The organism is Enterobacter sp. SENG-6, from assembly GCF_001605945.1.
In the GTDB taxonomy this organism is placed as follows: domain Bacteria; phylum Pseudomonadota; class Gammaproteobacteria; order Enterobacterales; family Enterobacteriaceae; genus Enterobacter; species Enterobacter cloacae.
The window spans coordinates 23,442-48,240 of record NZ_LOMM01000027.1 but is presented as its reverse complement, the minus strand read 5'-3'; the positions used below and the strand labels follow the sequence as shown (position 1 = coordinate 48,240).

The window sequence follows — 24,799 nt, the reverse complement described above, 5'->3', positions numbered from 1 at the left end:
AATAGATGGTGCATCCGGGAGGATTCGAACCTCCGACCGCTCGGTTCGTAGCCGAGTACTCTATCCAGCTGAGCTACGGATGCATCAGGGTACTGCTTTCAGAAATAGTAAATGGTGCATCCGGGAGGATTCGAACCTCCGACCGCTCGGTTCGTAGCCGAGTACTCTATCCAGCTGAGCTACGGATGCATCGGGATTTACTACTGTACTGCTCGATGTTCATATCACTTCTAAAGCAATATGAAGTAATAGATGGTGCATCCGGGAGGATTCGAACCTCCGACCGCTCGGTTCGTAGCCGAGTACTCTATCCAGCTGAGCTACGGATGCAAAATGGCGGTGAGGCGGGGATTCGAACCCCGGATGCAGCTTTTGACCGCATACTCCCTTAGCAGGGGAGCGCCTTCAGCCTCTCGGCCACCTCACCACACAACGCCTCTTTCGAGTGCTTCGAGCCACTCGTTAAGAGCTTCTCGTCGCTGCGTGGCGCATATATTACTTTCTGGGACTTATAAGTCAAACAATTTTCCAAAAGCTTTTATCGTTTGCACAAATCACAGGCAATTCGCATGTAAAAGCCGCAAAGAGAGTGTTTTATAAGCGGATTTTGCAGACATCCTCACAGAAATCTATGAAGAGAAGCGTGTGGTTTGGACGAGATAAGCTGGCGAGAGTGGTTAAAAACAGAGCGATTGAAATCGAACGGTAACTTTAAGCAGGAAAAATAACAGGAGGGGTTGCGTCTCGCCCGACAGCGAGACGCGACAATATCAGTAACTGGACTGCTGGGATTTTTCAGCCTGGATACGCTGGTAGATCTCTTCACGGTGGACAGATACTTCTTTAGGAGCGTTAACACCAATACGTACCTGGTTACCCTTTACCCCTAAAACTGTCACGGTGACCTCATCCCCAATCATGAGGGTCTCACCAACTCGACGAGTCAGAATCAGCATTCTTTGCTCCTTGAAAGATTAAAAGAGTCGGGTCTCTTGTATCCCGGCATTATCCATCATATAACGCCAAAAAGTAAGCGATGACAAACACGTAAAGTGTAAGCAGTCACGGCATCACATTCTGTTAAACGTAAGTTTAGCCGATATACACAAACTCAACCTGACTTTATCGTTATCGATAGTGCAGTGAACAAGACGCCATAACGTTACCGCTATGGCGTCTGTTTGTGCTTTGTAGTTATTACAGTTTCGCGCTTACCCAGCTTTCAACGCTGGCCAATGCCGCAGGAAGTGCCGCCGCATCCGTACCACCGGCTTGCGCCATGTCCGGACGACCGCCACCTTTGCCACCCACCTGCTGGGCAACCATGCCAATCAGTTCCCCTGCTTTAACGCGGTCGGTCACATCCTTAGAGACGCCCGCAATCAGAGAAACCTTACCTTCTGCTACCGTCGCCAGTACGATAACCGTCGAACCAAGCTGGTTCTTGAGATCGTCGACCATGGTACGCAGCATCTTAGGCTCTACACCTGCCAGATCGCTGACAAGCAGTTTGACGCCCTTAATGTCTACAGCTTTGCTGGAGAGGTTTGCACTCTCCTGCGCCGCAGCCTGCTCTTTCAGCTGCTGCAGCTCTTTTTCCAGCTGGCGAGTACGATCCAGCGCAACACGCACTTTCTCGCCCAGATTCTGGGTATCGCCTTTCAACAGCTGCGCGATATCGTGCAGTTGGTCGCTCTGCGCATGCAGGCTGGCAATCGCGCCTTCACCGGTCACCGCTTCAATACGACGCACGCCTGCCGCCGTACCGGATTCAGAAACGATGCGGAACAGACCGATATCACCGGTACGCGATGCGTGTGTGCCACCGCATAGCTCGGTAGAGAAGTCGCCCATGCTCAATACGCGAACACGGTCGTCATATTTCTCACCAAACAGGGCCATCGCACCTTTTTTCTTCGCCGCGTCGAGATCCATAATGTGGGTTTCGATTGGCAGGTTACGACGGATTTGCGCGTTCACCAGATCTTCCACCGCACGGATCTCAGACGGTTTCATCGCTTCAAAATGCGAGAAGTCGAAACGCAGCACTTTGTCGTTAACCAGAGAACCTTTCTGTGCAACATGCGTTCCCAGAACCTCACGCAGTGCAGCGTGCATCAGGTGCGTTGCCGAGTGGTTCAGACGGATGCGTGCGCGGCGCGCTTCGTCAACATTAGCCTGAACGCCCTCGCCCACTTTCAGGGAGCCTGAAACCAGTTTACCCAGATGACCAATCGCCTGGCCGTATTTCTGAGTGTCGTTCACACTGAAGCTGAAACCGTTGCCTTTCAGTTCGCCTTTATCGCCAACCTGACCACCGGATTCCGCATAGAACGGAGTTTTATCCAGAATGACAACTGCATCCTGACCTGCGCTGATGCTGCCTACGGCTTTGCCGTCAACAAACAGGGCGGTCACTTTGCCAGTCAGTTCCAGCGCTTCATAACCTTTGAATTCAGACGCGCTGTCCACGCGGATCATCGCGTTGTAGTCTGCGCCAAAACCGCTGGACTCACGCGCACGACGACGCTGCTCCTCCATCGCCGCTTCGAAGCCCGCTTCGTCCACTTTGATGTTGCGCTCACGGCAAACGTCCGCCGTCAGGTCAACCGGGAAGCCGTAAGTGTCGTACAGGCGGAAGGCGGTTTCGCCATCCAGCGTGTCGCCCTTAAGCTTAGCGAGTTCTTCATCCAGCAGCGCCAGACCACGCTCCAGCGTACGTGCAAACTGCTCTTCTTCAGTCTTCAGTACTTGCTCAACCTGCGCCTGCTGGCGTTTCAGCTCGTCACCTGCAGAACCCATTACGCCAATCAGTGGCCCAACGAGCTTATAGAAGAAGGTGTCCTTCGCGCCCAGCATGTTGCCGTGACGGATAGCACGACGAATGATACGACGCAGCACATAGCCACGGTTTTCATTCGACGGAATAACACCGTCAGCAATCAGGAACGCACAGGAACGGATATGGTCTGCGATTACGCGCAGTGATTTGTTGTTCAGATCGGTCGCGCCGGTCACTTCTGCAACGGCTTTGATCAAGGTGCTGAACAGATCAATTTCGTAGTTGGAGTTAACGTGCTGCAGAACAGCCGCAATACGCTCCAGGCCCATACCGGTATCAACGGACGGTTTTGGCAGCGGCTCCATGGTGCCGTCGGCCTGACGGTTGAACTGCATGAAGACGATGTTCCAGATCTCAATGTAGCGATCGCCGTCTTCTTCAGGGCTGCCTGGAGGGCCACCCCAGATGTGGTCGCCGTGATCGTAGAAGATCTCGGTGCATGGACCGCAAGGGCCGGTGTCACCCATCTGCCAGAAGTTGTCAGACGCGTACGGTGCGCCTTTGTTGTCACCGATGCGAATAATACGTTCGCGCGGGATACCGACTTCTTTTTCCCAGATTTCGTAGGCTTCGTCATCGGTTTCATAGACGGTAACCCACAGACGCTCTTTCGGCAGGTTGAACCAGTTTTCACCGGTCAGCAGTTCCCACGCGTATTGAATAGCATCATGTTTGAAATAGTCGCCGAAGCTGAAGTTACCCAGCATTTCGAAGAAGGTATGGTGGCGCGCGGTGTAACCGACGTTTTCCAGGTCGTTGTGTTTACCGCCCGCACGCACGCAACGCTGTGAGGTTGTGGCGCGGGAATAATTACGCTTGTCGAGACCAAGGAACACATCCTTGAACTGGTTCATCCCGGCGTTGGTAAACAGCAGAGTTGGGTCGTTGTTCGGCACCAGGGAGCTGCTGGCAACAACCTGGTGTCCCTTACTATGGAAAAAATCGAGAAACGCCTGACGGATCTCAGCGGTGCTCTTGCTCATAATTATCCTGAAATCAAGCTAACGAAATGTCGTAGCAAGCCGGTATCGGTAAACCCCTGGACAGACCTGCTACTGGAAAAAGTGGGAATAAGATAAGTTTTCTTTGGTGGGAAGTAAAATCCCGCATGCGTTCAATCGGCAAAATTACGCCAGATATCCTGAATATCTTCCATCAGAAAGCCGCGGTAGAGCAAAAAGCGCTGGATTTTGACTTTTTCTGAAAATTCACGCGGCAGCGGTTCACCGTATTTACGAATCGCCTGCTCTTTTGCCAGCGCACACCAGTCGGTGTCACAGTCGCGCATTGCTTTTTCGATGGACTCACGGGCAACGCCCTTCTGGTTCAGCTCCTGACGAATACGCGCCGGACCGTATCCCTTGCGGCCACGGCTGGCCAGGAACCGGGAAGCAAAACGGTCGTCATCCAGATAGTGATGCTCGTAGCACCAGGCAATCACCCGGTCATAATCTTCCGCGGTGGCATCAATCTCTTCCGGCCCATTTTTACTCATCACCGGGGCCGACAGTTTACGCCGCAGCTCTTGTTCACTGTGGTCACGCACGGCAAGGATCCGCACCGCGCGGTCCAGTAATCGCGCATAAGCGGGTCGACGCGTTGTGGATTCGCTCATAAAAAACCTGCTGGTTCAGAAATGCAAAAAGGGCCGCATCAGCAGCCCTTCATTTTTAAACGAAAGCCTTAAAAGTCTTCGTTAGTTTCTTCAGCATCCGCACCATCAACCACAAAATCAGGTTTAGAGTCCTGGTTGTTCAGCAGAAGCTCACGCACTTTCTTCTCGATCTCTTTCGCTGCAGCCGGGTTCTCTTTCAGCCAGGAGATCGCATTCGCTTTACCCTGACCAATTTTATCGCCGTTGTAGCTGTACCATGCGCCCGCTTTTTCGATCAGCTTCTCTTTCACGCCCAGGTCAACCAGTTCGCCGAAGAAGTTGATACCTTCACCGTAGAGGATCTGGAATTCAGCCTGTTTGAACGGCGCGGCGATCTTGTTCTTCACGACCTTCACGCGGGTTTCACTCCCCACCACGTTCTCACCCTCTTTCACCGCACCGATACGGCGGATATCCAGACGGACAGAAGCATAGAATTTCAGCGCGTTACCACCAGTAGTGGTTTCCGGGTTACCGAACATTACGCCAATTTTCATACGGATCTGGTTGATGAAGATCAGCAGCGTGTTGGACTGCTTCAGGTTACCGGCCAGCTTACGCATTGCCTGGCTCATCATACGTGCCGCGAGGCCCATGTGAGAGTCGCCGATTTCGCCTTCGATTTCCGCTTTTGGCGTCAGCGCAGCAACGGAGTCGACCACGATAACGTCAACCGCACCGGAACGCGCCAGCGCGTCACAAATCTCCAGCGCCTGTTCACCTGTATCTGGCTGAGAACACAGCAGGTTATCGATATCCACACCCAGCTTACGAGCATAAACAGGGTCCAGCGCGTGCTCGGCATCGATAAAGGCACAGGTTTTACCTTCGCGCTGCGCCGCGGCAATCACCTGCAGCGTCAGGGTGGTTTTACCGGAGGATTCTGGCCCGTAGATCTCTACGATACGGCCCATTGGCAGACCGCCCGCGCCCAGCGCGATATCCAGAGAAAGCGAACCGGTGGAGATCGTTTCCACATCCATGGTACGGTCTTCACCCAGGCGCATGATGGAGCCTTTACCGAATTGCTTTTCGATCTGGCCCAGTGCTGCCGCCAACGCTTTCTGTTTGTTTTCGTCGATAGCCATTATTACTCCTGTCATGCCGGGAGAAGCGACTGTGCTTCACCGTGGATTTCTGTTCTGTTGGTGCAATTATACTGTATGGTCATACAGTATCAAGTGTTTTGTAGAAATTGTTGCCAGAGCGTTTTTAACGCATAAACGGTGGCCTGACGACGCACGCTTTCACGATCGCCGCTAAAGCACTCGCGACGCGTGATCCCTTCACCTTTAGAGGTGGCAAAACCAAACCAGACGGTGCCGACAGGCTTCACGTCACTGCCGCCGTCCGGGCCGGCGATACCGCTAATAGAGATGGCATAATCTGCACGCGCCGCTTTCAGCGCACCAATCGCCATCTCAATCACCACCGGTTCGCTGACCGCGCCATGCTGTTCAAGCGTGGATTCATGCACGCCAATCATTTGCGCTTTAGCTTCGTTACTGTAGGTCACAAAGCCGCGTTCAAACCAGGCGGAACTGCCTGCAATATCGGTAATGGCTTTAGCAACCCAGCCGCCGGTACAGGATTCGGCAGTCGTGATAGTCGCGCCACGTTGCTTAAGCGCCAGTCCTACGACTTCGCTAAGCTGCATCAATTCATGGTCAGTCATTCTCGCTCCGGGCATCAGAAAAACGTGCAGCACAAGATAGCACTTTCTCGTCAGATATGGAGATGAGGATCATGTTTTACGAGGGGGGTTCAGAAAAAAGCCGATGCGAATGCACCGGCTAAGAAAAGGTTACTTCATGCTCCTGGCGAGGGTATTCACGTTATGGCGAAACGCCTTAACGTAGGTATCCGCCACGCCGCCTTTGGCCGACAGCGCCTCCGGGTAAAGTTCGCCCCCCGGCTGCGCACCGGTGGCCGTGGCAATTTGTTTAACCAGGCGCGGGTCGAGCTGGTTTTCCATAAACCAGGTTTTCACCCCGTCCGCTTTAATCTGATTGATAATCTCAGCCACCTGCGCTGCGCTGGCTTCGCTCTCTGACGACAAGCCCTGCGGCGCAATAAAGGTTACGCCATAGGCGCGGCTGAAGTAGCCGAAGGCGTCATGGCTGGTGAGGACTTTACGTTTTACCTGCGGGATCTGGCTGAACTGCGTTTTGGCCCAGTTGTCCAGTTGCATAAGCTGCGCGATATAGGGTCGACCGGTGGCCTCCAGCGCCGCCTTATCTTCAGGATCAGCTTTTACCAGACCGGCAAGGATATTTTGCGCATACAGTGCCCCGTTCGCCGCGCTGTTCCAGGCATGCGGATCGGTCACGGTTTTCCCGTCCTCTTCAAGCGTGTGGGTTTTCACCCCGGTCGAAGCCACCACCAGCTGGCCCTTAAATCCGGAGGCCTTCACCAGACGGTCGAGCCAGCCCTCCAGCCCCAGACCGTTCACCACCACTACATCGGCCTTGCTGAGCGCCGCACTGTCTTTCGGCGACGGTTCAAAGGTATGCGGATCGCCGTCCGGCCCCACCAGCGTGGTCACATTGACCCGGTCTCCCCCTACCTCACGCGTGATATCTCCCAGAATGGAAAAACTGGTGACCACATTAAGCGTTTTCGCCATTACGCCCTGTGACAACATCCCGAGCGCGAGCGCCATTATTAACCCTGTACGTTTCATCATTTCCCCTTGCGTTAAAAAAGCGCACGCAGGCTGCCAGCCAGGTGGCTTCGTGTGCCAAATAAAACAGAAATAAAGAACAGCGCGCTGGCGGTCAGCACGATGGACGGCCCGGCGGGTAAACTCACCGCCCAGGAGAGGCTTAACCCCAGCCATGCGCAAAAAACGCCGCTGATGCCCGCCAGGCAGAGCAACCCTGGCAGGGTGCGCACCCAGCAGCGTGCCGCCACCGCCGGCAACATCATCAGCCCGACGGCCATCAGCGTGCCGAGAACCTGAAAACCGGCCACCAGGTTAAGCACCAACAGCGCCAGAAACAGCCCGTGCAACAGGCCGGGCAGCCAGCGGGCATTAACCTGTAGCCAGGCGGTATCGAACGCCTCGGTCACCAGCCCACGATAGAAAACTGCCAGCGTCACCAGCGTGAAGATGCATACGCCAGCCACAAACAGCGCGGCGTCGTTATCCACCGCCAGAATGGAGCCAAACAGCAGGTGCAGCAGATCGACGTTCGAACCACGTAGCGACACCAGCGTCACGCCCAGCGCCAGCGAGCCGAGATAGAACCCGGCAAAACTGGCATCCTCTTTGAGCGGCGTACGTCGACTGACCAGCCCGGCCACCAGCGCCACGGCGATCCCAGCGATAAACCCGCCGATGCTCATCGCCAGCAGTGACATACCGCTCAGCAGATAGCCCACCGCAACGCCGGGTAAAATGGCGTGTGATAGAGCATCGCCCATCAGGCTCATCCGGCGCAGTTGAAGGAAAACGCCCAGTGCCGTGGTGCTGACGGACAGCGCCAGGCACACCACCAGCGCGCGACGCATAAAGCCGTATTCGATAAAAGGCTGAAAGAAGAGATGCCAGATCATGCCACCCTCACCCGCTCGGTTTTCCAGTGCGGAATAGCCGTATCCAGCCGTAGTGTTTGCGGAAAATGACGCGATACGCGCTCGCTGTCATGCAATACCGCAAGCAGGGTCTGGCCCTGCATGTACATCTCAAGCATCAGGTCCATCAGCACATTACAGGTAGCTTCATCGACGCCGGTAAAAGGTTCATCCAGCATCACCAGCGGCGCCTGTTGCACCAGGATCCGCGCAAACAGCATGCGCTGAAACTGGCCGCCGGAGAGTGCATCGATGGTAGATAACGCCATGGCGTCCAGCCCGACACGCTCCAGCGCGCTGGCAATGCGCGAGCGTGTTTCCCGACGAAAGCCGGAAAAGAGCGACACACGCGGCCAGCAGCCCATACTCACCACATCCTGCACCGTCAGCGGAAACTGCGCCTCCAGCGCGTGACGCTGTGCCAGCCAGCCAATCACCGGGCGTTTCTCCTGCCAGCGAAAACGGCCGCTCACCGGCGGAATAAACCCGGCGAGCGTTTTGAGCAGCGTGGATTTTCCACATCCATTGGCCCCGATAATGGCGGTCATGCTTCCGCGTTCAATCACGCCCGACAAGGCGCGCGTAACGGGCATGCGGTCGTAACCCGCAACCAGTTCATCCATGACAATCATGGCAATGCCACCGCCCAGCGCACGGCCAGCCCGATAAACACGATAATCACCAGCGCCAGCAGAAACCTAACTGCCGCAGACAAAGAGAAAAGGGACGTTGACATGTTGACACCACATTAAATGTTATAACGTAACAATAATGAAAGGCGATTGAGATGTAAATGGCGCGTTTGCAAAGGGAGTGTGGCGAAATGTTTCTGCAAAATTCCCCTCTCCCGTGGGAGAGGGGGGAATAAAGCGACTTACTGACTGAACGGTGACGCCGCAGGGACACGCGCCTGCGATACCGCCAGGCCCAGCTGCCACACGGCCATCGCATAGTGCGTGCTGTGGTTATAGCGGGTGATGGTGTAGAAGTTCGGCATACCGTACCAGTACTGATACCCGGTTCCTACATCCAGACGCAGCAGGCTCACCTGATCGACATTACCCAGCGGCTGCGTTGGCGTTAAACCTGCCGCCGTCAGCTGCGCAACGCTGTATTTGGTTTTGAAGCCGTTTTCCAGACCAAACGCTTCGCCGTTAGCCTGCACGGCAACCTGCCCACCCGGCGTCCAGCCGTGTGCCTTGAAGTAGTTCGCCACGCTGCCGATGGCATCCACCGGATCCCACAGGTTGATGTGACCATCTCCGTTAAAGTCGACGGCATACTGTTTGTAGGAAGAGGGCATAAACTGGCCGTAGCCCATCGCTCCGGCAAACGACCCTTTCAGATCGAGCGGGTCATCCTGTTCGTTACGCGCCATCAGCAGGAAGGTTTCCAGCTCGGAAGAGAAGTACTCGGCACGACGCGGATAGTTAAACGAGAGCGTGGCCAGCGCATCAAGAATGCGCGTTTTACCCATCACGCGGCCCCAGCGCGTTTCCACACCAATAATGCCGACGATGATTTCAGGCGGCACGCCGTAGACCTGCCACGCGCGATTGAGGGCATCTTCATACTGATTCCAGAACACCACACCATTTTGCACGTTGTCCGGGGTAATAAACTGTTTGCGATAGCGCAACCACGCACCGTTTGGCCCGGTTGGCACCTGCGCTGACGGTGCCTGCCTGTCCATCAGGCGCAGCACGTAGTCCAGACGTTTCGCCTGCGACAAGATTTCATGCAGTTGCTGTCTGTCAAAGCCGTGTTTGCTCACCATTTTATCGATGAACTGTTCGGCCGCCGGGTTATTCGCGAAGTCGCCCCCCATCTGCATCATATTGTGCTGCGGCTCCAGCAGGAATCCTCCTGAAGGCGCGCCAGCCGTCTGCACAGCGGCTTCAGTCTTGGGTTTACTACTACAGGCGGACAGCAGAATAAGCGCAGGTAACAACGCTGCATAACGACGCTTGAACATGGGACATCCATTTAACGGGTTCGATAAGAACCCAGTATGGTAAAGCATCCGCAACACCTCAAGGAAGCGGTACGCGCTTTACCCACCAAATCTTTACGCTCCTCAACGCAAATCTGCGCTTTTTTCAACCAAAATGCGTCTCCCCTGCCCATTAACTTTCAAAATAATCCATTTTTCTTTCATTGTGAGATCTGATTAACACTTTAAAACCTTTCAAAGTGATTATTATTAGTCCCGGTAATACAAAACAAGAAAAGCCTCACAGGAGAGAAGAATGATAGAAACCATCACCCACGGCGCCGAGTGGTTCATCGGGCTATTTCAGAAAGGCGGAGAAGTCTTCACCGGCATGGTGACCGGGATCCTGCCCCTGCTGATCAGCCTGCTGGTGATCATGAACGCGCTGATTAATTTTATCGGCCAGCAACGCATTGAACGCTTCGCCCAACGCTGTGCCGGGAACCCGTTATCCCGTTACCTGCTGTTGCCCTGCATTGGAACCTTCGTTTTCTGCAACCCCATGACCTTAAGCCTCGGCCGCTTTATGCCAGAAAAATACAAGCCGAGTTATTACGCCGCCGCCTCATATAGCTGTCACTCCATGAACGGCCTGTTCCCGCATATCAACCCGGGGGAATTGTTTGTTTATCTCGGCATTGCCAGCGGCCTGACCACGCTTGGCCTGCCGCTCGGCCCACTGGCGGTGAGCTATCTGCTGGTCGGCCTGGTCACCAACTTCTTCCGTGGCTGGGTGACCGATCTCACCACCACCATTTTTGAGAAAAAAATGGGCATCCAGCTTGAGCAACGCGTTCATTTGTCAGGAGCCACAGCATGAGCCGGATCCGCATTGAGAAAGGTACGGGTGGCTGGGGCGGCCCGCTGGAGTTCGACGCCACCGAAGGCAAAAAAATCGTCTATATCACCGCAGGCACACGCCCGGCGATTGTCGACAAACTACGCGAGCTGACCGGCTGGGAAGCGGTCGACGGTTTCAAAGAAGGCGAACCACCAGAGGCGGAAATCGGCGTGGCAGTTATCGACTGCGGTGGCACCCTGCGCTGCGGCCTCTATCCGAAGCGTCGCATTCCGACGGTGAATATTCACTCCACCGGAAAATCAGGCCCGCTGGCGCAGTACATCCTCGAAGACATTTATGTCTCAGGCGTGAAGGAGGACAACATCACGCTGGTGAATGGCACTTCCGCGCCGCAAAAAGCCGCACCGCGTGATTACGACACCAGTAAGAAGATCACCGAGCAGAGCGACGGCCTGCTGGCGAAGGTCGGCATGGGAATGGGATCCGCCGTGGCGGTACTGTTCCAGTCCGGGCGCGACACCATCGACACGGTGCTAAAAACCATTCTGCCGTTTATGGCCTTCGTCTCCGCGTTAATCGGCATCATCATGGCCTCCGGTCTGGGAGACTGGATCGCCCACGGCCTTGCCCCGCTTGCCAGCCACCCGCTCGGTCTGGTGACGCTGGCGCTGATCTGCTCCTTCCCGCTGCTGTCGCCGTTCCTCGGCCCGGGGGCGGTGATTGCTCAGGTCATCGGCGTCCTGATTGGCGTGCAGATTGGTCTGGGCAACATTCCTCCGCACCTGGCTCTGCCTGCGCTGTTTGCCATTAACGCTCAGGCAGCCTGCGACTTCATTCCTGTTGGCCTGTCGCTGGCCGAAGCGCGCCAGGACACCGTACGCGTGGGCGTGCCGTCTGTGCTGGTCAGTCGTTTCCTGACGGGCGCACCGACGGTGCTGATTGCCTGGTTCGTTTCCGGCTTTATTTATCAATAAGAGGTTCCTGCGATGACCGTGATTTATCAGACCACCATCACCCGCATCGGCCAGAGCGCGGCCGATGCGCTCAGCGACCAGATGCTGATCACTTTCCGCGAAGGTGCACCGGCAGATATCGAAGAGTTTTGCTTTATCCACTGCCACGGCGAGCTGCACGGAGCGTTAAAGGCAGGAAGCCAGCTGGAGCTGGGTGACACCCGCTATGCCGTCACTGCCGTGGGCGACGTGGCCGAGCAAAACCTGCGCGAGCTGGGCCACATCACCCTGCGGTTCGATGGCCAGCCGCAGGCAGAGTATCCCGGCACGGTTCACGTGGAGGGGCCGGTTCCGCAGGCTGTTACCCCAGGCTGCACATTAAAATTTGTTGCGTAATTAAGGAGAGCGTTATGAGTCAGGTTGCCGTTGTCATTGGTGGAGGACAAACCTTAGGAGAGTTTCTCTGCCGTGGGCTTGCCGCAGAAGGTTACCGCGTGGCGGTAGTGGATATTCAGAGTGAGAAAGCCGCCCGCGTGGCGGATACCATCAACACCGAGTTTGGTGAGGGGATGGCGTACGGGTTTGGTGCCGATGCCACCAGCGAGCAGAGCGTCATGGCGCTGGCTCGCGGGGTAGACGAGATTTTTGGCCGTACCGACCTGCTGGTCTACAGCGCAGGGATCGCGAAAGCGGCGTTTATCAGCGATTTCGAACTGGGGGACTTTGACCGCTCGCTGCAGGTGAATCTGGTGGGTTACTTCCTCTGCGCCCGCGAATTTTCCCGTCTGATGATCCGCGATGGCATTCAGGGGCGCATCATTCAGATCAACTCCAAATCGGGCAAAGTGGGCAGCAAGCATAACTCCGGCTACAGCGCGGCGAAATTTGGCGGCGTAGGGCTGACCCAGTCTCTGGCGCTGGATCTGGCCGAATACGGGATTACCGTTCACTCGCTGATGCTGGGCAACCTGCTGAAGTCGCCAATGTTCCAGTCGCTGCTACCTCAATACGCCACCAAGCTTGGCATCAAAGAAGACGAAGTGGAGCAGTATTACATCGACAAAGTGCCGCTGAAGCGCGGGTGCGACTATCAGGACGTGCTGAACATGCTGCTGTTTTACGCAAGCCCGAAAGCCTCGTACTGCACCGGCCAGTCGATTAACGTCACCGGTGGGCAGGTGATGTTCTGATCGAGCAGTCTGATGCCCTCACCCTCACCCTCTCCCTGTGGGAGAGGGAATATAACAAGGAGCCGATATGGTAACCGCACTCATCACCGTCGCCGCCCTCGCCTGGATCTGCCAGATGGCATTCGGCGGCTGGCAGATCCATCAGTTTAACCGCGCGTTTGACGCCCTGTGCCAGAAGGGCCGCGTGGGCGTCGGGCGCTCCGGGGGGCGCTTTAAACCGCGCGTTGTGGTTGCAATTGCGCTGGATGAACAGAATCGGGTATGCGACTCCCTCATCATGCGCGGGATGACAGTGTTTGCCCGCCCGGTGAAAATTCAGGCAATTAACGGCATATCGTTGCAGGAATTACAGCCTGATGTGATCTTCCCCCACGATCCACTCTGTCAGAATGCACTATCATTAGCGCTTAAATTGAAACATGGATAATTTCGTTGTGAACGCGATAAGCTTGCGAAATTATCATTTCGCAACGTAAGGAACGAAGCGCCTATGAAACCTCGTCAGCGGCAGGCGGCCATTCTTGAGCATCTGCAAAAGCAGGGAAAATGCTCAGTAGAAGAGCTGGCCCACTACTTTGACACCACCGGCACAACGATACGCAAGGACCTGGTATTGCTCGAAAACGCAGGCGCGGTCATTCGAACCTACGGTGGGGTGATGCTCAACAAAGATGAAGCCGACCCGCCTATCGATCACAAAACGCTGATCAACACCCACCAGAAAGCGCTGATTGCCGAAGCCGCCGTGAAATTTATCCATGACGGTGACTCCATTATTCTTGATGCGGGCAGTACCGTCCTGCAGATGATCCCGCTGCTCAACCGCTTTAACAACATCACGGTGATGACCAACAGTCTGCACATCGTCAACGCCCTGGCAGAGTTCGACAGCGAACAAACCATTCTGATGCCCGGCGGTACCTTCCGTAAAAAATCGGCGTCCTTTCACGGCCAGCTGGCGGAAAATGCCTTCGAACACTTCAGCTTTGACAAACTGTTTATGGGCACCGACGGCATCGACCTGAACGCCGGTGTCACCACGTTCAACGAGGTGTTCAGCGTCAGTAAAGCCATGTGCAACGCCGCCCGGGAGGTGATTTTGATGGCGGATTCCTCGAAGTTTGGCCGTAAAAGCCCCAACATTGTCTGCAGCCTTGAAAGCGTCGATACGCTGATTACCGACGCAGGGATCGATCCGGCGTTCAAAAAAGCGCTGGAAGAGAAAGGCATCGATGTGATCGTAACGGGAGAAAAAGATGAGTGATTTTCTGTTAAACGCAGGCCGTCAGACCCTGATGCTGGAGCTACAGGAGGCCAGCCGCCTGCCGGAACGGCTGGGCGACGATTTTGTCCGCGCCGCCAACACCATCATCCAGTGTGAAGGCAAAGTGATTGTCTCCGGGATCGGCAAGTCCGGCCACATCGGCAAAAAAATTGCCGCAACGCTGGCGAGCACCGGGACACCGGCGTTCTTCGTGCACCCGGCTGAAGCCCTGCACGGCGATCTGGGGATGATTGAAAGCCGCGACGTGATGCTGTTTATCTCCTACTCCGGCTCGGCCAAAGAGCTGGACCTCATCATCCCGCGCCTGCAGGAAAAATCGATCGCCCTGCTGGCCATGACCGGTAAATCCCGCTCGCCGCTGGCGCTGGCGGCCAAAGCGGTGCTGGATATTGCCGTGGAGCGCGAAGCCTGCCCGATGCACCTCGCCCCCACCTCCAGCACCGTCAACACCCTGATGATGGGCGACGCGCTGGCAATGGCGGTGATGCAGGCGCGCGGTTTCAATGAAGAAGATTTCGCCCGTTCACACCCTGCCGGGGCGCTCGGCGCACGGCTGCTGAATAATGTTCATCACCTGATGCGCTCTGGCGATGCCATCCCGCAGGTCAAACTCGACACCAGCGTGATGGACGCGATGCTGGAGCTGAGCCGCACCGGGCTGGGGCTGGTCGCCGTCTGCGACGATACGCGCCAGGTGAAAGGCGTCTTTACCGACGGCGACCTGCGCCGCTGGCTGGTGGGCGGCGGCAAGCTGGAGGCTCGCGTCTCAGAAGCGATGACCTCTGGCGGGTTAACGCTTAATGCCAACAGCCGTGCCATTGAAGCCAAAGAGGCGCTGATGAAACGTAAAATCACCGCCGCGCCGGTGGTGGATGACGCTGGCCGCCTGTGCGGCGCCATCAACCTGCAGGATTTCTACCAGGCAGGCATTATTTAACCCTTCAGTCCCAGACGCTTCGCCAGCCGGTGCAGGTTGGCGACGTCCATTTCCAGCGCCCGCGCGCACGCCGCCCAGCTGCGGTTGTTCTGTTCCAGCGCGCGGGTAATCATCTGACGCTGAAATTCTTCCGTCGCTTCACGCAGGTTCTCGTTCACGCTTTCAGGCGCAGCGGGCTTCACGGACGGTATATTTTCATCATGCAGGGCAAAATGGCGCGCATGAATCACGATTTCATCTCCCGAGCGCGTCGCCCGCGCCAGCACCACCGCACGATGGATGGCGTGCTCCAACTCGCGTACGTTACCCGGCCAGCCGTAGGTCAGCAGATGGCTTCGCGCCCCCGGGCTTAATACCACGCGCGACAAGCCCATTTTGAGCCGACACTGTTCGCAGAAAAAACCCGCCAGCAGCACCACATCGTCCCCACGCTCGCGCAGCGGCGGCACGGTAAGCGGAAAAACACTCAGACGATGGAACAGATCGGCGCGGAAATTGCCGTTCAGCACCGCTTCGCGCAGGTCGCGGTTGGTTGCCGCCAGCACGCGCACGTTGACCCGTAAGCTGCGGTCGTCTCCCACGCGCTGAATATCACCGTACTGTAATACGCGCAGCAGCTTGGCCTGCAGCGACAGCGAAAGCTCGCCTATTTCATCGAGGAACAGCGTGCCGTTATCGGCCATTTCAAACTTGCCGCTGCGGTTGCTGATAGCCCCGGTAAATGCCCCTTTGACGTGGCCGAACAGCTCGCTTTCCGCCACGCTTTCCGGCAGTGCGGCGCAGTTAAGGTAGACCAGCGGGTTGGCCGCACGCGGTGAAGCTTCGTGAATGGATTTCGCCACCAGCTCTTTACCGGTGCCGGTCTCACCGAAGATCAGCACGTTCAAATCGGATGCCGCGACGATCTCAATCTCTTTTTTGAGTTGTACCATGCCTGGCGAGAGGCCAATCATCTCCGTATGCGCGACCTGTTCAAACGCCGCCGGGCTGCCGGGAAGAATATTCTGGCTCTCCAGCTGTTCAATCAGCAGAGCATTGTTCAGCGCCCCGGCCGCCAGGGCCGCAATCAGGCGCAGCTCCTCGTCGCTGAAGGTATCGAACTGGTCCGGCGACATGCCGTCGAGGGTCAGCGCCCCAATCAGGTTTTGTCCGGCAAACAGCGGCAGGCCGATACAGGCGTGCACCTTCAGGCTCTCCTGCCCGGGTATAAGGCCGTCGTACGGGTCGGGCAGATCGCTGTCTGCCGGAAAACGCACTACGTCACCCGCCCGGGCGATGGTCTCCAGCCGCGGGTGACCTTCCAGCGTAAAGCGTCGCCCGAGCACGTCCTGCGCCAGCCCGTCGATGGCCAGCGGAATAAACTGCCGTCCCTCGTAGCGCAGCAGCGCCGAAGCATCGCAGTCCAGCACGTGGCGCAGCGTGGAGATCAGCCGCTGAAAACGATCCTGATGCCCGATGCCGGTTTGCAGTTCAATGGCGATTTTCGCCAGCACGTCTACGGAAAAGCTCATGTCTGCCTCGCTGTCATTTTGACAATACATAGTGTCATATTGACATCTTTAACGATAGTCATAATGACTACCCATTCCGGGGCATAACAAATTTAATCCATAAAAATCAATAAAATAAAAGTTGGCACGCAAGTTGATATAGACAAAACATCTTTTTCAACACGCCGTATTATTTGAGGTTGCTATGTCTATTCTGGTTAAAAATAACATTCATTGGGTTGGTCAACGTGACTGGGAAGTGCGTGATTTTCACGGAACGGAATATAAAACGCTGCGCGGCAGCAGCTATAACAGCTATCTCATTCGTGAAGGTAAAAACGTACTGATCGATACCGTCGATCATAAATTCAGCCGCGAGTTCGTGCAGAACCTGCGCAGTGAAATCGATCTGAACGACATCGACTACATAATCATCAACCACGCGGAAGAGGATCACGCCGGGGCGTTGACCGAGTTGATGTCCCACATTCCGGATACCCCAATCTACTGCACCACCAACGCCATCGACTCCATCAACGGTCACCATCACCATCCGGAGTGGAACTTCCACACCGTGAAAACCGGCGACACGCTGGATATCGGTAACGGCAAACAGCTGATCTTCGTAGAAACCCCGATGCTGCACTGGCCGGACAGCATGATGACCTACCTGACCGGCGATGCGGTGCTGTTCAGCAATGACGCCTTTGGTCAGCACTACTGCGACGAACGCCTGTTTAACGATGAAGTGGATCAGACCGAGCTGTTTGAACAGTGCCAGCGCTACTACGCCAACATCCTGACCCCGTTCAGCCGTCTGGTGACGCCCAAAATCACCGAGATCCTCGGCTTCAACCTGCCGGTGGATATGATTGCCACCTCCCACGGCGTGGTGTGGCGTGAAAACCCCACCCAGATCGTTGAGCTGTACCTGAAATGGGCGGCGGATTATCAGGAAGACCGCATCACGATTTTCTACGACACCATGTCCAACAACACCCGCATGATGGCGGACGCCATCGCCCAGGGTATCAACGAGGTGGACCCGAACGTGGCGGTGAAAATCTTCAACGTGGCGCGCAGCGATAAAAACGAGATCCTCACCAACGTCTTCCGCTCTAAGGGCGTGCTGGTGGGCACCTCCACCATGAACAACGTGATGATGCCGAAAATTGCTGGCCTGGTGGAAGAGATGACCGGCCTGCGCTTCCGTAACAAACGTGCCAGCGCCTTTGGCTCCCACGGCTGGAGCGGCGGCGCGGTAGATCGTCTCTCCACCCGCCTGCAGGATGCCGGTTTTGAGATGTCCATGAGCCTGAAGGCCAAATGGCGCCCGGATCTTGACGCGCTGGAAGTCTGTCGTCAGCACGGCCGCGATATTGCTCGTCAGTGGGCGCTTGCACCGCTTCCTGAGGCCGCAGCACTCCCCGCCGAACAGCCGCAAACCTGTGCCGGGGCAGCCAGCGCCGATCTCGGTCCACGTATGCAGTGCAGCGTCTGCCAGTGGATCTACGACCCGGAACTGGGCGAGCCGTTGCAGGACGTGGCTCCAGGTACGCCGTGGAGTGAGGTGCCGGACAACTTCCTCTGCCCGGAATGTTCCCTCGGAAAAGACGTCTTTGACGAACTGGCAACGGAGGCAAAATGAGCAACGGTATCGTCATCATCGGCTCGGGCTTTGCCGCCCGCCAGCTGGTGAAAAATATCCGCAAACAGGACGCTAACGTGCCGCTGACGATGATCGCGGCCGACAGCATGGACGAGTACAACAAGCCCGATTTAAGCCATGTGATTAGCCTGAACCAGCGCGCCGACGATCTCACCCGCCAGACGGCGGGGGAGTTCGCGGAGCAGTTCAACCTGCGTCTGTTTCCGTACACCTGGGTCACCGATATCGACGCCGATGCCCACGTGGTAAAAGCGAAAGATAAAACCTGGCAGTACGACAAGCTGGTGCTGGCGACGGGGGCCTCTGCGTTCGTGCCGCCGGTTACCGGCCGCGAGCTGATGATGACGCTCAACAGCCAGCAGGAGTATCGGGCCAGCGAAACGAAGCTTCGTGATGCAAAACGGGTAATGATTGTTGGCGGCGGTTTGATTGGCACCGAGCTGGCGATGGATTTTTGTCGGGCGGGTAAAGCCGTCACCCTGGTCGACCACGCAGCAAGCATTCTGTCGGCCTTGATGCCTGCAGAAGTAAGCAGTCGCTTACAGCACCGTCTGACCGACATGGGCGTGCATCTGCTGTTGAAATCGCAACTGCAACATCTGACCGAAACCGAAGGCGGCATTCGCGCGACGCTTGACTGCAATCGCAGCCTGGAAGTCGATGTGGTGGTTGCCGCGACGGGGTTGCGCCCGGAAACGGCGCTGGCGCACCGCGCAGGCGCTGAAACAGGCCGTGGCGTGAAGGTGAATAGCTACCTGCAAACCACGCAGCCCGACATTTACGCCCTGGGGGACTGCGCGGAAATCAACGGCCAGGTACTGCCTTTCCTGCAGCCGATCCAGCTTAGCGCCATGTATCTGGCAAAAAACCTGCTCGGCAACAGCGCGCCGCTGAAGTTACCGGCCATGCTGGTGAAGGTGAAAACGCCAGCGTTACCGCTGCATCTGGCAGGTGAAACCCAGCGCCAGGATCTGAACTGGCAGATCGCTGTGGAAGCTCAGGGAATGGTCGCGCGCGGCTCTGACGCCGATGGCCAGCTCCGCGCCTTCGTGGTTAGCGAAGATCGGATGAAGGAGGCTTTCGCGCTACTGAAATCGCTGCCCGCTTAACCCTTAACCTTTTACCACGCTTACTTAACCCTGGGATTTTATTATCCGCAGCCCCGATGTCCCGGGGCTTTTTTTTACGTAATTTATTAGCAAGATAAATACAAAAGAGGTAAATCATCGCCATCTGTCCTTAACTTATTATTTGACTGAATATAAAAGTGTAAAAACCTTCATAAACAGCAAGATATTCATTCCATTTTTCCAGCAAAACGGCACCCTGCTTCGCTTTACCGGAACGACATCATGGCGATTTTACCCCTCAAACACAATGGTTTTAGCGCAGCACTCAGGAATGTATGACCAGCGCGTCGTAGCCGCGCCAGCGATAGTTGATCATGGAGATCAGCCAGCAGGCGACAAACAGCCCGACCACCACAAAACCGGCGTTGCCGAGGTTATCGTTGACGGCACCAATGCGATCCCAGATGCCGCCGCTGAGGGCAAATTTTTCCATCAGCAGCCCCAGCGCTTCCAGCCCGCCGATAAACACCGCCACCACCACAGAGGTACCGGTAATGGTCATGTTGTAGTAGAGCTTGCGCTGCGGCTTGTTAAATGCCCAACCGTAAGCCCCCACCATCAACAGGTTGTCGAGGGTATCCACCAGCGCCATGCCGCTGGCGAAAAGCGCCGGGAAGATCATGATTGACCACACCGACATACCGTTTGAGGCGCTGGCGGCAGAGATCCCGAGCACGCCGATTTCAGTGGCGGTATCAAAACCAAGCCCGAACAGAAAACCGACCAGATACATCTGCCAGCTTTTGTTGACCAGGCGGAAAGTCGCGCCAAACAGCCAGTTCATTATTCCGCCCTGCGCCGGGAGGGAGATGTCTCCCTGCACCGCCTGCCCGTTTTTCAGCGCCTGAAAATTGCGCCAGACGCCGCGCAAAATCACCATATTGACTAACGCCATCGCCAGCAGGAACGTCGCGGAGACGGCCGTGCCAATCAGGCTGCCGGTTTCATGAAACCAGGCCATATTTTTCTGAAACGCGGTCGCCGTCGCGGCTATGGCGATGGAGGCCAGCACCACAATGGTGGAGTGCCCCAGTGAGAACCACGCCCCGACGCCTGAGGGGCGCTTGCCCTGCTGCATCATCTTGCGTGTCACGGTATCAATGGCCGCGATGTGGTCAGCATCCACCGCGTGACGCAACCCATAGCACCAGGCAAGCAGGCTTGCGGCCATTAACGCAGAACTGCTGCTAAAGGCGTTCCACGCCCAGCCCCACGCCAGAAGATTAGCCATTACCAGCGCCAGCAGCAGGAGCGCGGCGCGAGGTTCATTGCGTAAGCGTCGTAACATTTTACATCCTTTTTGAACATGACCGGGCTGCGGCAACCACCGCCTGCCCGAAGGAGATAGCCCCGTCACCCGCAGGCAGATGATAGGGAAAAAGAAGCGTGAAATCAGAGAGGTGTACCCGCAGACGCGCCCGCAGCAGGCGGTTATGCAACACGCCGCCGCTGAAACAGACGGTAGAGAGCGACAGGCGTCGGGCATGGTGTCGGGCTAACGCCGCCAGCCCTTTTGCCAGCGCGTCGTGAAAGGCCCACGCGCGCTCACAGGGTTGCGCCTGCCAGGCCAGCCACTGCCGCCAGAAGAGCGCAAGGTTTTCAACCTGAAGCGTCACCGGGTGCTCAACATCCGGGCACTGCTCGGCCAGCGCCTCCAGCCTGCAGGCGGCTTCGCCTTCATAGCGTTGTGTTTCAATACCCAGAGCACAGGCCACCGCATCAAACAACCGCCCGCAGGACGACGCCAGCGGCGCGTTAAGGCCGCGCTGAACGGCGGTCGCTAAAAGCGGCCAGTTTTGCGAACGTACGACGCGGGTTTCCGGGTAGCGTTGCCAGTCAGGAACAAACGCCAGGCAGTGTGCCAGCAGATTTCGCCAGGGCTGCATGGCCGCGAGATCGCCGCCCGGCATCGCCACGGCGGGCAGGCCGCCCAGATGCTCGCACTCAAGGTAGTTCACCCGCAGACACTCCCCGCCCCACAGCGCGCCGTGCTCGCCCATGCCGATCCCGTCCAGCGTCAGGGCGATGGCGTCGCCACCGTCGAGCGGCCAGCCGTTTTCGGCAAGGCAGGCCGCGGCATGCGCGTGATGATGCAGTACGGTATCGACCGGCAGCGCCTGCTCCTGTGCCCAGTGCCGGGCGTGATAGCCAGGATGGGCATCGCACACCAGCCGCTCTGGCTGAAAGGCGTAGATCTGCTGCATCAACGACAGTGCTGAACGCCACTGGGCCTCGACACCGTCGTCACTGAGATCGCCAAAATGCTGGCTCAGCACCGCCTGGTTACCGCGCACCAGACAGAAGGTATTCTTCATGTCGGCACCGGTCGCCAGAATAGAGGGAACAGGGCTAAAACCGGCGGGTAACGTGATGGCATCCGGCACGAATCCACGCGCCCGACGCAGCATGGCCCCGTCCTGATCCAGTACGGAATCGTCCATCCGCTGCAGAATGTCGCGGTTATGGAGCAGAAAACCGTCAGCAATCTCTGCGAGCTGTTCCAGTGCCTGTGGATTACTGATGGCAGGCGGTCTGCCGCTGAGGTTGCCGGAGGTCATCACCAGCGGGCGTTGCGTCTCCTGCATCAGCAAATGGTGCAGCGGATTGGCCGGGAGCATCACACCGAGGCTATCCAGGCCCGGCGCGATGTCGTCCGGGAAGGCCGGCAGCCAGGCTTTAGGGATCAGCACGATGGGCGCGGCAGGCGAGCGCAGCCGTGTTTGCACCGGCTGCGGAAGGCCGTCGGCGTTCGGGATCATCACCGCCAGCGGTTTCCCCGGACGCTGCTTACGTGCCCGCAGCATTGCCACCGCCTGCGGGTTAAGCGCGTCGCAGGCCAGATGAAATCCGCCCAGCCCTTTGATAGCCACAATGCCACCGTTTTTCAGCATCTGCACCGCCGCGTTCAGCGCCAGCTCGCGGGTGACAACCCCATCGGCCGCACGCCACTCAAGCTCAGGGCCGCAGTCCGGGCAAGCCACGGGCTGGGCGTGAAAACGTCGGTCCGCAGGGTTGTGGTATTCCGTTTCGCACGGCGAGCAGAGCGGGAATGGCGCCATGGCCGTGGCCGGGCGGTCATACGGCATGGCGCGGATAATGGTAAAACGCGGGCCGCAGTGGGTGCAGTTAATAAACGGGTAACGATAGCGGCGCTCGTGGGGGTCGTTCATCTCCGCAAGGCACGCGGGACAGGTGGCGGCATCCGGTACAATCTGGGTGTCCATTGCCCCGCCCGCGCTGTGGCGAATGGTGAATGTCTCTGGCATCGTTGACCAGTGGAACGGCTGCGTGTCGATACTCTCGATGCGCGCCAGCGGCGGGCAGTCCTGGCGCAGCCTCGCGGTGAAATGCCCCCCATTACCCGCGAGGCGCACCAGCACGCCCTCTCCGTCGTTGCAGACATCGCCGGTCAACTGCAGCGCCTGAGCCAGTTGCCAGACGAAGGGCCGAAAGCCCACGCCCTGCACCTTGCCACGCACCCGCAACTGTACGCCGTTACCGCCCATGACGGATCAGAACAGCAGAGATGAGGTGGTATCGAACGCTGCGCGACGGCGCTTCTCGGCGCTCATCTGCTCGAGCTTATCGCGATCCACGCAAACCAATGCGTGTGTCGGGCAGGCCTCCATACAGGCCGGACCGGCGTCACGGTGATAGCAAAGATCGCATTTGTTGGCTTCGGCTTTTTCCGCCCGCACATTCAGCCCCATGCCGCTGTTGCGGACCACCGGACGAACCACCACCTCCATCGCGCCGTACGGGCAGGCGACCACGCAGGTTTTACAGCCGATACAGCGCGCCTGCATCACATGCACAAAGCCTTTTTCACGTTTGATTGCACCGTTAGGGCAGACGTTGGCGCACGGCGCGTCTTCGCACTGACGGCAGATAGCGGCAGTGGAAATATTCACGCCTTTGATGACGTGGATCCGCGGCAAAAAGGTCTCAGGCGTAAGCGAAGCGCAATCCTGCTCCGCCTGATGAGACACCACGCACGCCACTTCACAGGTACGGCAGCCAATGCATTTACTGGCATCGGCCATAATAAAACGGTTCATCTGCTTCTCCAGCATTACAGTCATGCGCGGAGATATTCATAAACCGTGCCAGTTTTTAACTCGTTGATTTATAGTGATTTAGAAAATGACGCCAGGGCTGTCATCGTCACTTCTGACGATGACAGCTGTCGACATCAGCGGTGCGGGCCGTCGATGACAGAGTCGCGCAGGATAAGCTCACCCGAGAAGGTTTGCTGATATTTAAACTCGCCGCCGTCGAGCATAAAAATCAGGCGGCTGATGGTCTCTTTAATCATCTCCGTAACCGGAATACGCACGCTGGAGAGCGAGGGCACGATGTAGGGCGCAATCGCCACATCGTCGAAGCCTACCACCGACACCGCATCAGGCGTGGCGACGCCGCTGTCGTGAAGCTGTTTCATGGCGCCAATCGCCATATCGTCGTTACTCGCCACCAGCGCGGTAAAGGTTTCGCCGCGCGAGAGCAGCTCAGACACGGCCGCCGCGCCGCTGGCCGGGTTCCATTTGCCGTGGGCGATCAGCGTCGGACGCAGCGGGATCTGGTGCTGCGCCAGGGCATCTTTGTAGCCGGAGAGACGCTCCACGCCCGTGGGCGAATCCAGCGAGCCGGTGATAAACGCAATGTCACGGTGCCCTTTCTCAATCAGCTGTGACACCGCTTCCTGACAGGAGGCTTTATGATCTGACCAGACGCTGTGGCTGCTGTTTTTACGCAGGCGACGGTTCAGTACCATGATCGGCTGCTCGTATTTCTCGACGATCTCGTCCATCTCTTCCACGCTCAGAAAACGCGGATAGATAATGACCGCGTCACAGCGCATATCAAGCAGGTACTGGATGGCTTCGCGCTCTTCATCGGCGCTGTGCTTGCCGTCCGCCAGGATCAGCTGCCGTCCCTTCTCTTCCGTCATGCGGGCGGCGTGAAACAGCAACTCACTAAAATAGACGCCGTGATACAGGGTGTTGGTCACCACCAGTCCCAGCGTCTGGGTGCGTTTGGTCGCCAGGTTGCGCGCCAGCAAATTGGGGCGATAGCCGCTCTCTTCGATGGCCTGAAACACCCGGTCTTTGGTCTCCTGGCTGACATAGCCATTCCCCGACAGCACCCGGGAAACCGTCGCTTTCGAAACGCCTGCCCGCTTCGCCACTTCAAGCATCGTGGTCATGTTGTTATTCCCTTTCATACTGATGGCACGCAGTGTACTGCACTGCAAAACAATTGTCGCAACGACGCGCTC

23 protein-coding genes and 4 tRNA genes are annotated in these 24,799 nt (G+C 57.1%); 9 read left to right on the top strand and 18 right to left on the bottom strand.

The window, feature by feature from the left end; translation table 11 throughout:
* Nucleotides 1–6 precede the first annotated feature (6 nt).
* The 13 genes from AX755_RS14590 to mltB form a co-directional block, all read right to left on the bottom strand.
* Nucleotides 7–83, bottom strand: a tRNA-Arg gene (locus tag AX755_RS14590).
* A 29-nt stretch (nt 84–112) separates the two neighbouring features.
* Nucleotides 113–189, bottom strand: a tRNA-Arg gene (locus tag AX755_RS14585).
* A 64-nt stretch (nt 190–253) separates the two neighbouring features.
* Nucleotides 254–330 (bottom strand) — tRNA-Arg (locus AX755_RS14580).
* Nucleotides 331–334: 4 nt separating this feature from the next.
* Nucleotides 335–427 (bottom strand) — tRNA-Ser (locus AX755_RS14575).
* Nucleotides 428–770: 343 nt separating this feature from the next.
* Entirely contained in the window at nt 771–956 is a 186-nt protein-coding gene (gene csrA / locus AX755_RS14570) for a carbon storage regulator CsrA (RefSeq protein WP_000906486.1), read from the bottom strand.
* 241 nt (nt 957–1,197) lie between these two features.
* Complete coding sequence (gene alaS / locus AX755_RS14565) at nt 1,198–3,825, bottom strand: alanine--tRNA ligase (RefSeq protein ID WP_062856979.1); 2,628 nt, start codon at nt 3,823–3,825, stop codon at nt 1,198–1,200.
* A gap of 131 nt (nt 3,826–3,956) precedes the next feature.
* On the bottom strand, nt 3,957–4,457 hold the full coding sequence (gene recX / locus AX755_RS14560) for a recombination regulator RecX (protein WP_013098437.1): 501 nt from the start codon (nt 4,455–4,457) through the stop codon (nt 3,957–3,959).
* 68 nt (nt 4,458–4,525) lie between these two features.
* Nucleotides 4,526–5,584, bottom strand: a complete 1,059-nt coding sequence (recA, locus tag AX755_RS14555) for a recombinase RecA (protein WP_013098438.1) — start codon at nt 5,582–5,584, stop codon at nt 4,526–4,528.
* An 89-nt stretch (nt 5,585–5,673) separates the two neighbouring features.
* Nucleotides 5,674–6,171 (bottom strand): nicotinamide-nucleotide amidase, encoded by a 498-nt coding sequence (gene pncC, locus AX755_RS14550; protein WP_013098439.1) that lies wholly within the window; start codon nt 6,169–6,171, stop codon nt 5,674–5,676.
* A gap of 129 nt (nt 6,172–6,300) precedes the next feature.
* The gene (locus tag AX755_RS14545; RefSeq protein ID WP_061772095.1) at nt 6,301–7,179 is read right to left on the bottom strand and encodes a metal ABC transporter substrate-binding protein; all 879 of its coding nucleotides are present in this window, start codon (nt 7,177–7,179) and stop codon (nt 6,301–6,303) included.
* 14 nt (nt 7,180–7,193) lie between these two features.
* Nucleotides 7,194–8,054 carry a metal ABC transporter permease gene (locus AX755_RS14540; RefSeq protein ID WP_013098441.1) on the bottom strand — a complete coding sequence of 287 codons (861 nt, stop codon included), beginning with the start codon at nt 8,052–8,054 and terminating at the stop codon, nt 7,194–7,196.
* Complete coding sequence (locus AX755_RS14535) at nt 8,051–8,704, bottom strand: metal ABC transporter ATP-binding protein (RefSeq protein WP_013098442.1); 654 nt, start codon at nt 8,702–8,704, stop codon at nt 8,051–8,053. Before AX755_RS14535 ends, AX755_RS14540 begins: the two co-directional genes overlap by 4 nt.
* Before the next feature lie 242 nt (nt 8,705–8,946).
* Nucleotides 8,947–10,047 (bottom strand): lytic murein transglycosylase B, encoded by a 1,101-nt coding sequence (gene mltB, locus AX755_RS14530; RefSeq protein WP_023620633.1) that lies wholly within the window; start codon nt 10,045–10,047, stop codon nt 8,947–8,949.
* Between the two features lie 274 nt (nt 10,048–10,321).
* On the opposite strand from mltB, the gene srlA reads away from it, so the two are divergent.
* From srlA to gutQ, 7 genes are all read left to right on the top strand, one after another.
* A complete protein-coding gene (srlA, locus tag AX755_RS14525; protein ID WP_013098444.1) occupies nt 10,322–10,885 on the top strand; it encodes a PTS glucitol/sorbitol transporter subunit IIC in 564 nt (187 codons plus the stop codon).
* Nucleotides 10,882–11,841 (top strand): PTS glucitol/sorbitol transporter subunit IIB, encoded by a 960-nt coding sequence (srlE, locus tag AX755_RS14520; protein ID WP_020689263.1) that lies wholly within the window; start codon nt 10,882–10,884, stop codon nt 11,839–11,841. Before srlA ends, srlE begins: the two co-directional genes overlap by 4 nt.
* Before the next feature lie 12 nt (nt 11,842–11,853).
* Nucleotides 11,854–12,216: a PTS glucitol/sorbitol transporter subunit IIA gene (gene srlB, locus AX755_RS14515; RefSeq protein WP_013098446.1), complete on the top strand. Its 363-nt coding sequence runs from the start codon at nt 11,854–11,856 to the stop codon at nt 12,214–12,216.
* Nucleotides 12,217–12,230: 14 nt separating this feature from the next.
* The gene (gene srlD / locus AX755_RS14510; protein ID WP_013098447.1) at nt 12,231–13,010 is read left to right on the top strand and encodes a sorbitol-6-phosphate dehydrogenase; all 780 of its coding nucleotides are present in this window, start codon (nt 12,231–12,233) and stop codon (nt 13,008–13,010) included.
* 67 nt (nt 13,011–13,077) lie between these two features.
* Nucleotides 13,078–13,437: a transcriptional regulator GutM gene (gene gutM, locus AX755_RS14505; protein WP_013098448.1), complete on the top strand. Its 360-nt coding sequence runs from the start codon at nt 13,078–13,080 to the stop codon at nt 13,435–13,437.
* 63 nt (nt 13,438–13,500) lie between these two features.
* On the top strand, nt 13,501–14,274 hold the full coding sequence (gene srlR / locus AX755_RS14500; RefSeq protein ID WP_013098449.1) for a glucitol operon DNA-binding transcriptional repressor SrlR: 774 nt from the start codon (nt 13,501–13,503) through the stop codon (nt 14,272–14,274).
* The gene (gutQ, locus tag AX755_RS14495; RefSeq protein WP_062856978.1) at nt 14,267–15,232 is read left to right on the top strand and encodes an arabinose-5-phosphate isomerase GutQ; all 966 of its coding nucleotides are present in this window, start codon (nt 14,267–14,269) and stop codon (nt 15,230–15,232) included. Before srlR ends, gutQ begins: the two co-directional genes overlap by 8 nt.
* Here the strand turns inward: gutQ and norR are convergent.
* The gene (gene norR, locus AX755_RS14490) at nt 15,229–16,743 is read right to left on the bottom strand and encodes a nitric oxide reductase transcriptional regulator NorR (protein WP_058678788.1); all 1,515 of its coding nucleotides are present in this window, start codon (nt 16,741–16,743) and stop codon (nt 15,229–15,231) included. The genes gutQ and norR overlap by 4 nt on opposite strands.
* 184 nt (nt 16,744–16,927) lie before the next feature.
* On the opposite strand from norR, the gene norV reads away from it, so the two are divergent.
* Entirely contained in the window at nt 16,928–18,370 is a 1,443-nt protein-coding gene (gene norV, locus AX755_RS14485; protein ID WP_013098452.1) for an anaerobic nitric oxide reductase flavorubredoxin, read from the top strand.
* Nucleotides 18,367–19,500 (top strand): NADH:flavorubredoxin reductase NorW, encoded by a 1,134-nt coding sequence (norW, locus tag AX755_RS14480; RefSeq protein ID WP_062856977.1) that lies wholly within the window; start codon nt 18,367–18,369, stop codon nt 19,498–19,500. Before norV ends, norW begins: the two co-directional genes overlap by 4 nt.
* 286 nt (nt 19,501–19,786) lie before the next feature.
* Here the strand turns inward: norW and AX755_RS14475 are convergent, their stop codons facing one another.
* From AX755_RS14475 to AX755_RS14460, 4 genes are all read right to left on the bottom strand, one after another.
* Nucleotides 19,787–20,809 carry a HoxN/HupN/NixA family nickel/cobalt transporter gene (locus tag AX755_RS14475; RefSeq protein WP_038984766.1) on the bottom strand — a complete coding sequence of 341 codons (1,023 nt, stop codon included), beginning with the start codon at nt 20,807–20,809 and terminating at the stop codon, nt 19,787–19,789.
* Between the two features lies 1 nt (nt 20,810).
* Nucleotides 20,811–23,027, bottom strand: coding sequence for a carbamoyltransferase HypF (hypF, locus tag AX755_RS14470; RefSeq protein ID WP_062856976.1), 2,217 nt, complete (start codon nt 23,025–23,027; stop codon nt 20,811–20,813).
* Between the two features lie 6 nt (nt 23,028–23,033).
* Nucleotides 23,034–23,579 (bottom strand): electron transport protein HydN, encoded by a 546-nt coding sequence (gene hydN, locus AX755_RS14465; protein WP_014833044.1) that lies wholly within the window; start codon nt 23,577–23,579, stop codon nt 23,034–23,036.
* A gap of 134 nt (nt 23,580–23,713) precedes the next feature.
* Nucleotides 23,714–24,727, bottom strand: coding sequence for a LacI family DNA-binding transcriptional regulator (locus tag AX755_RS14460; RefSeq protein WP_029883949.1), 1,014 nt, complete (start codon nt 24,725–24,727; stop codon nt 23,714–23,716).
* Between the last annotated feature and the right edge of the window lie 72 nt (nt 24,728–24,799).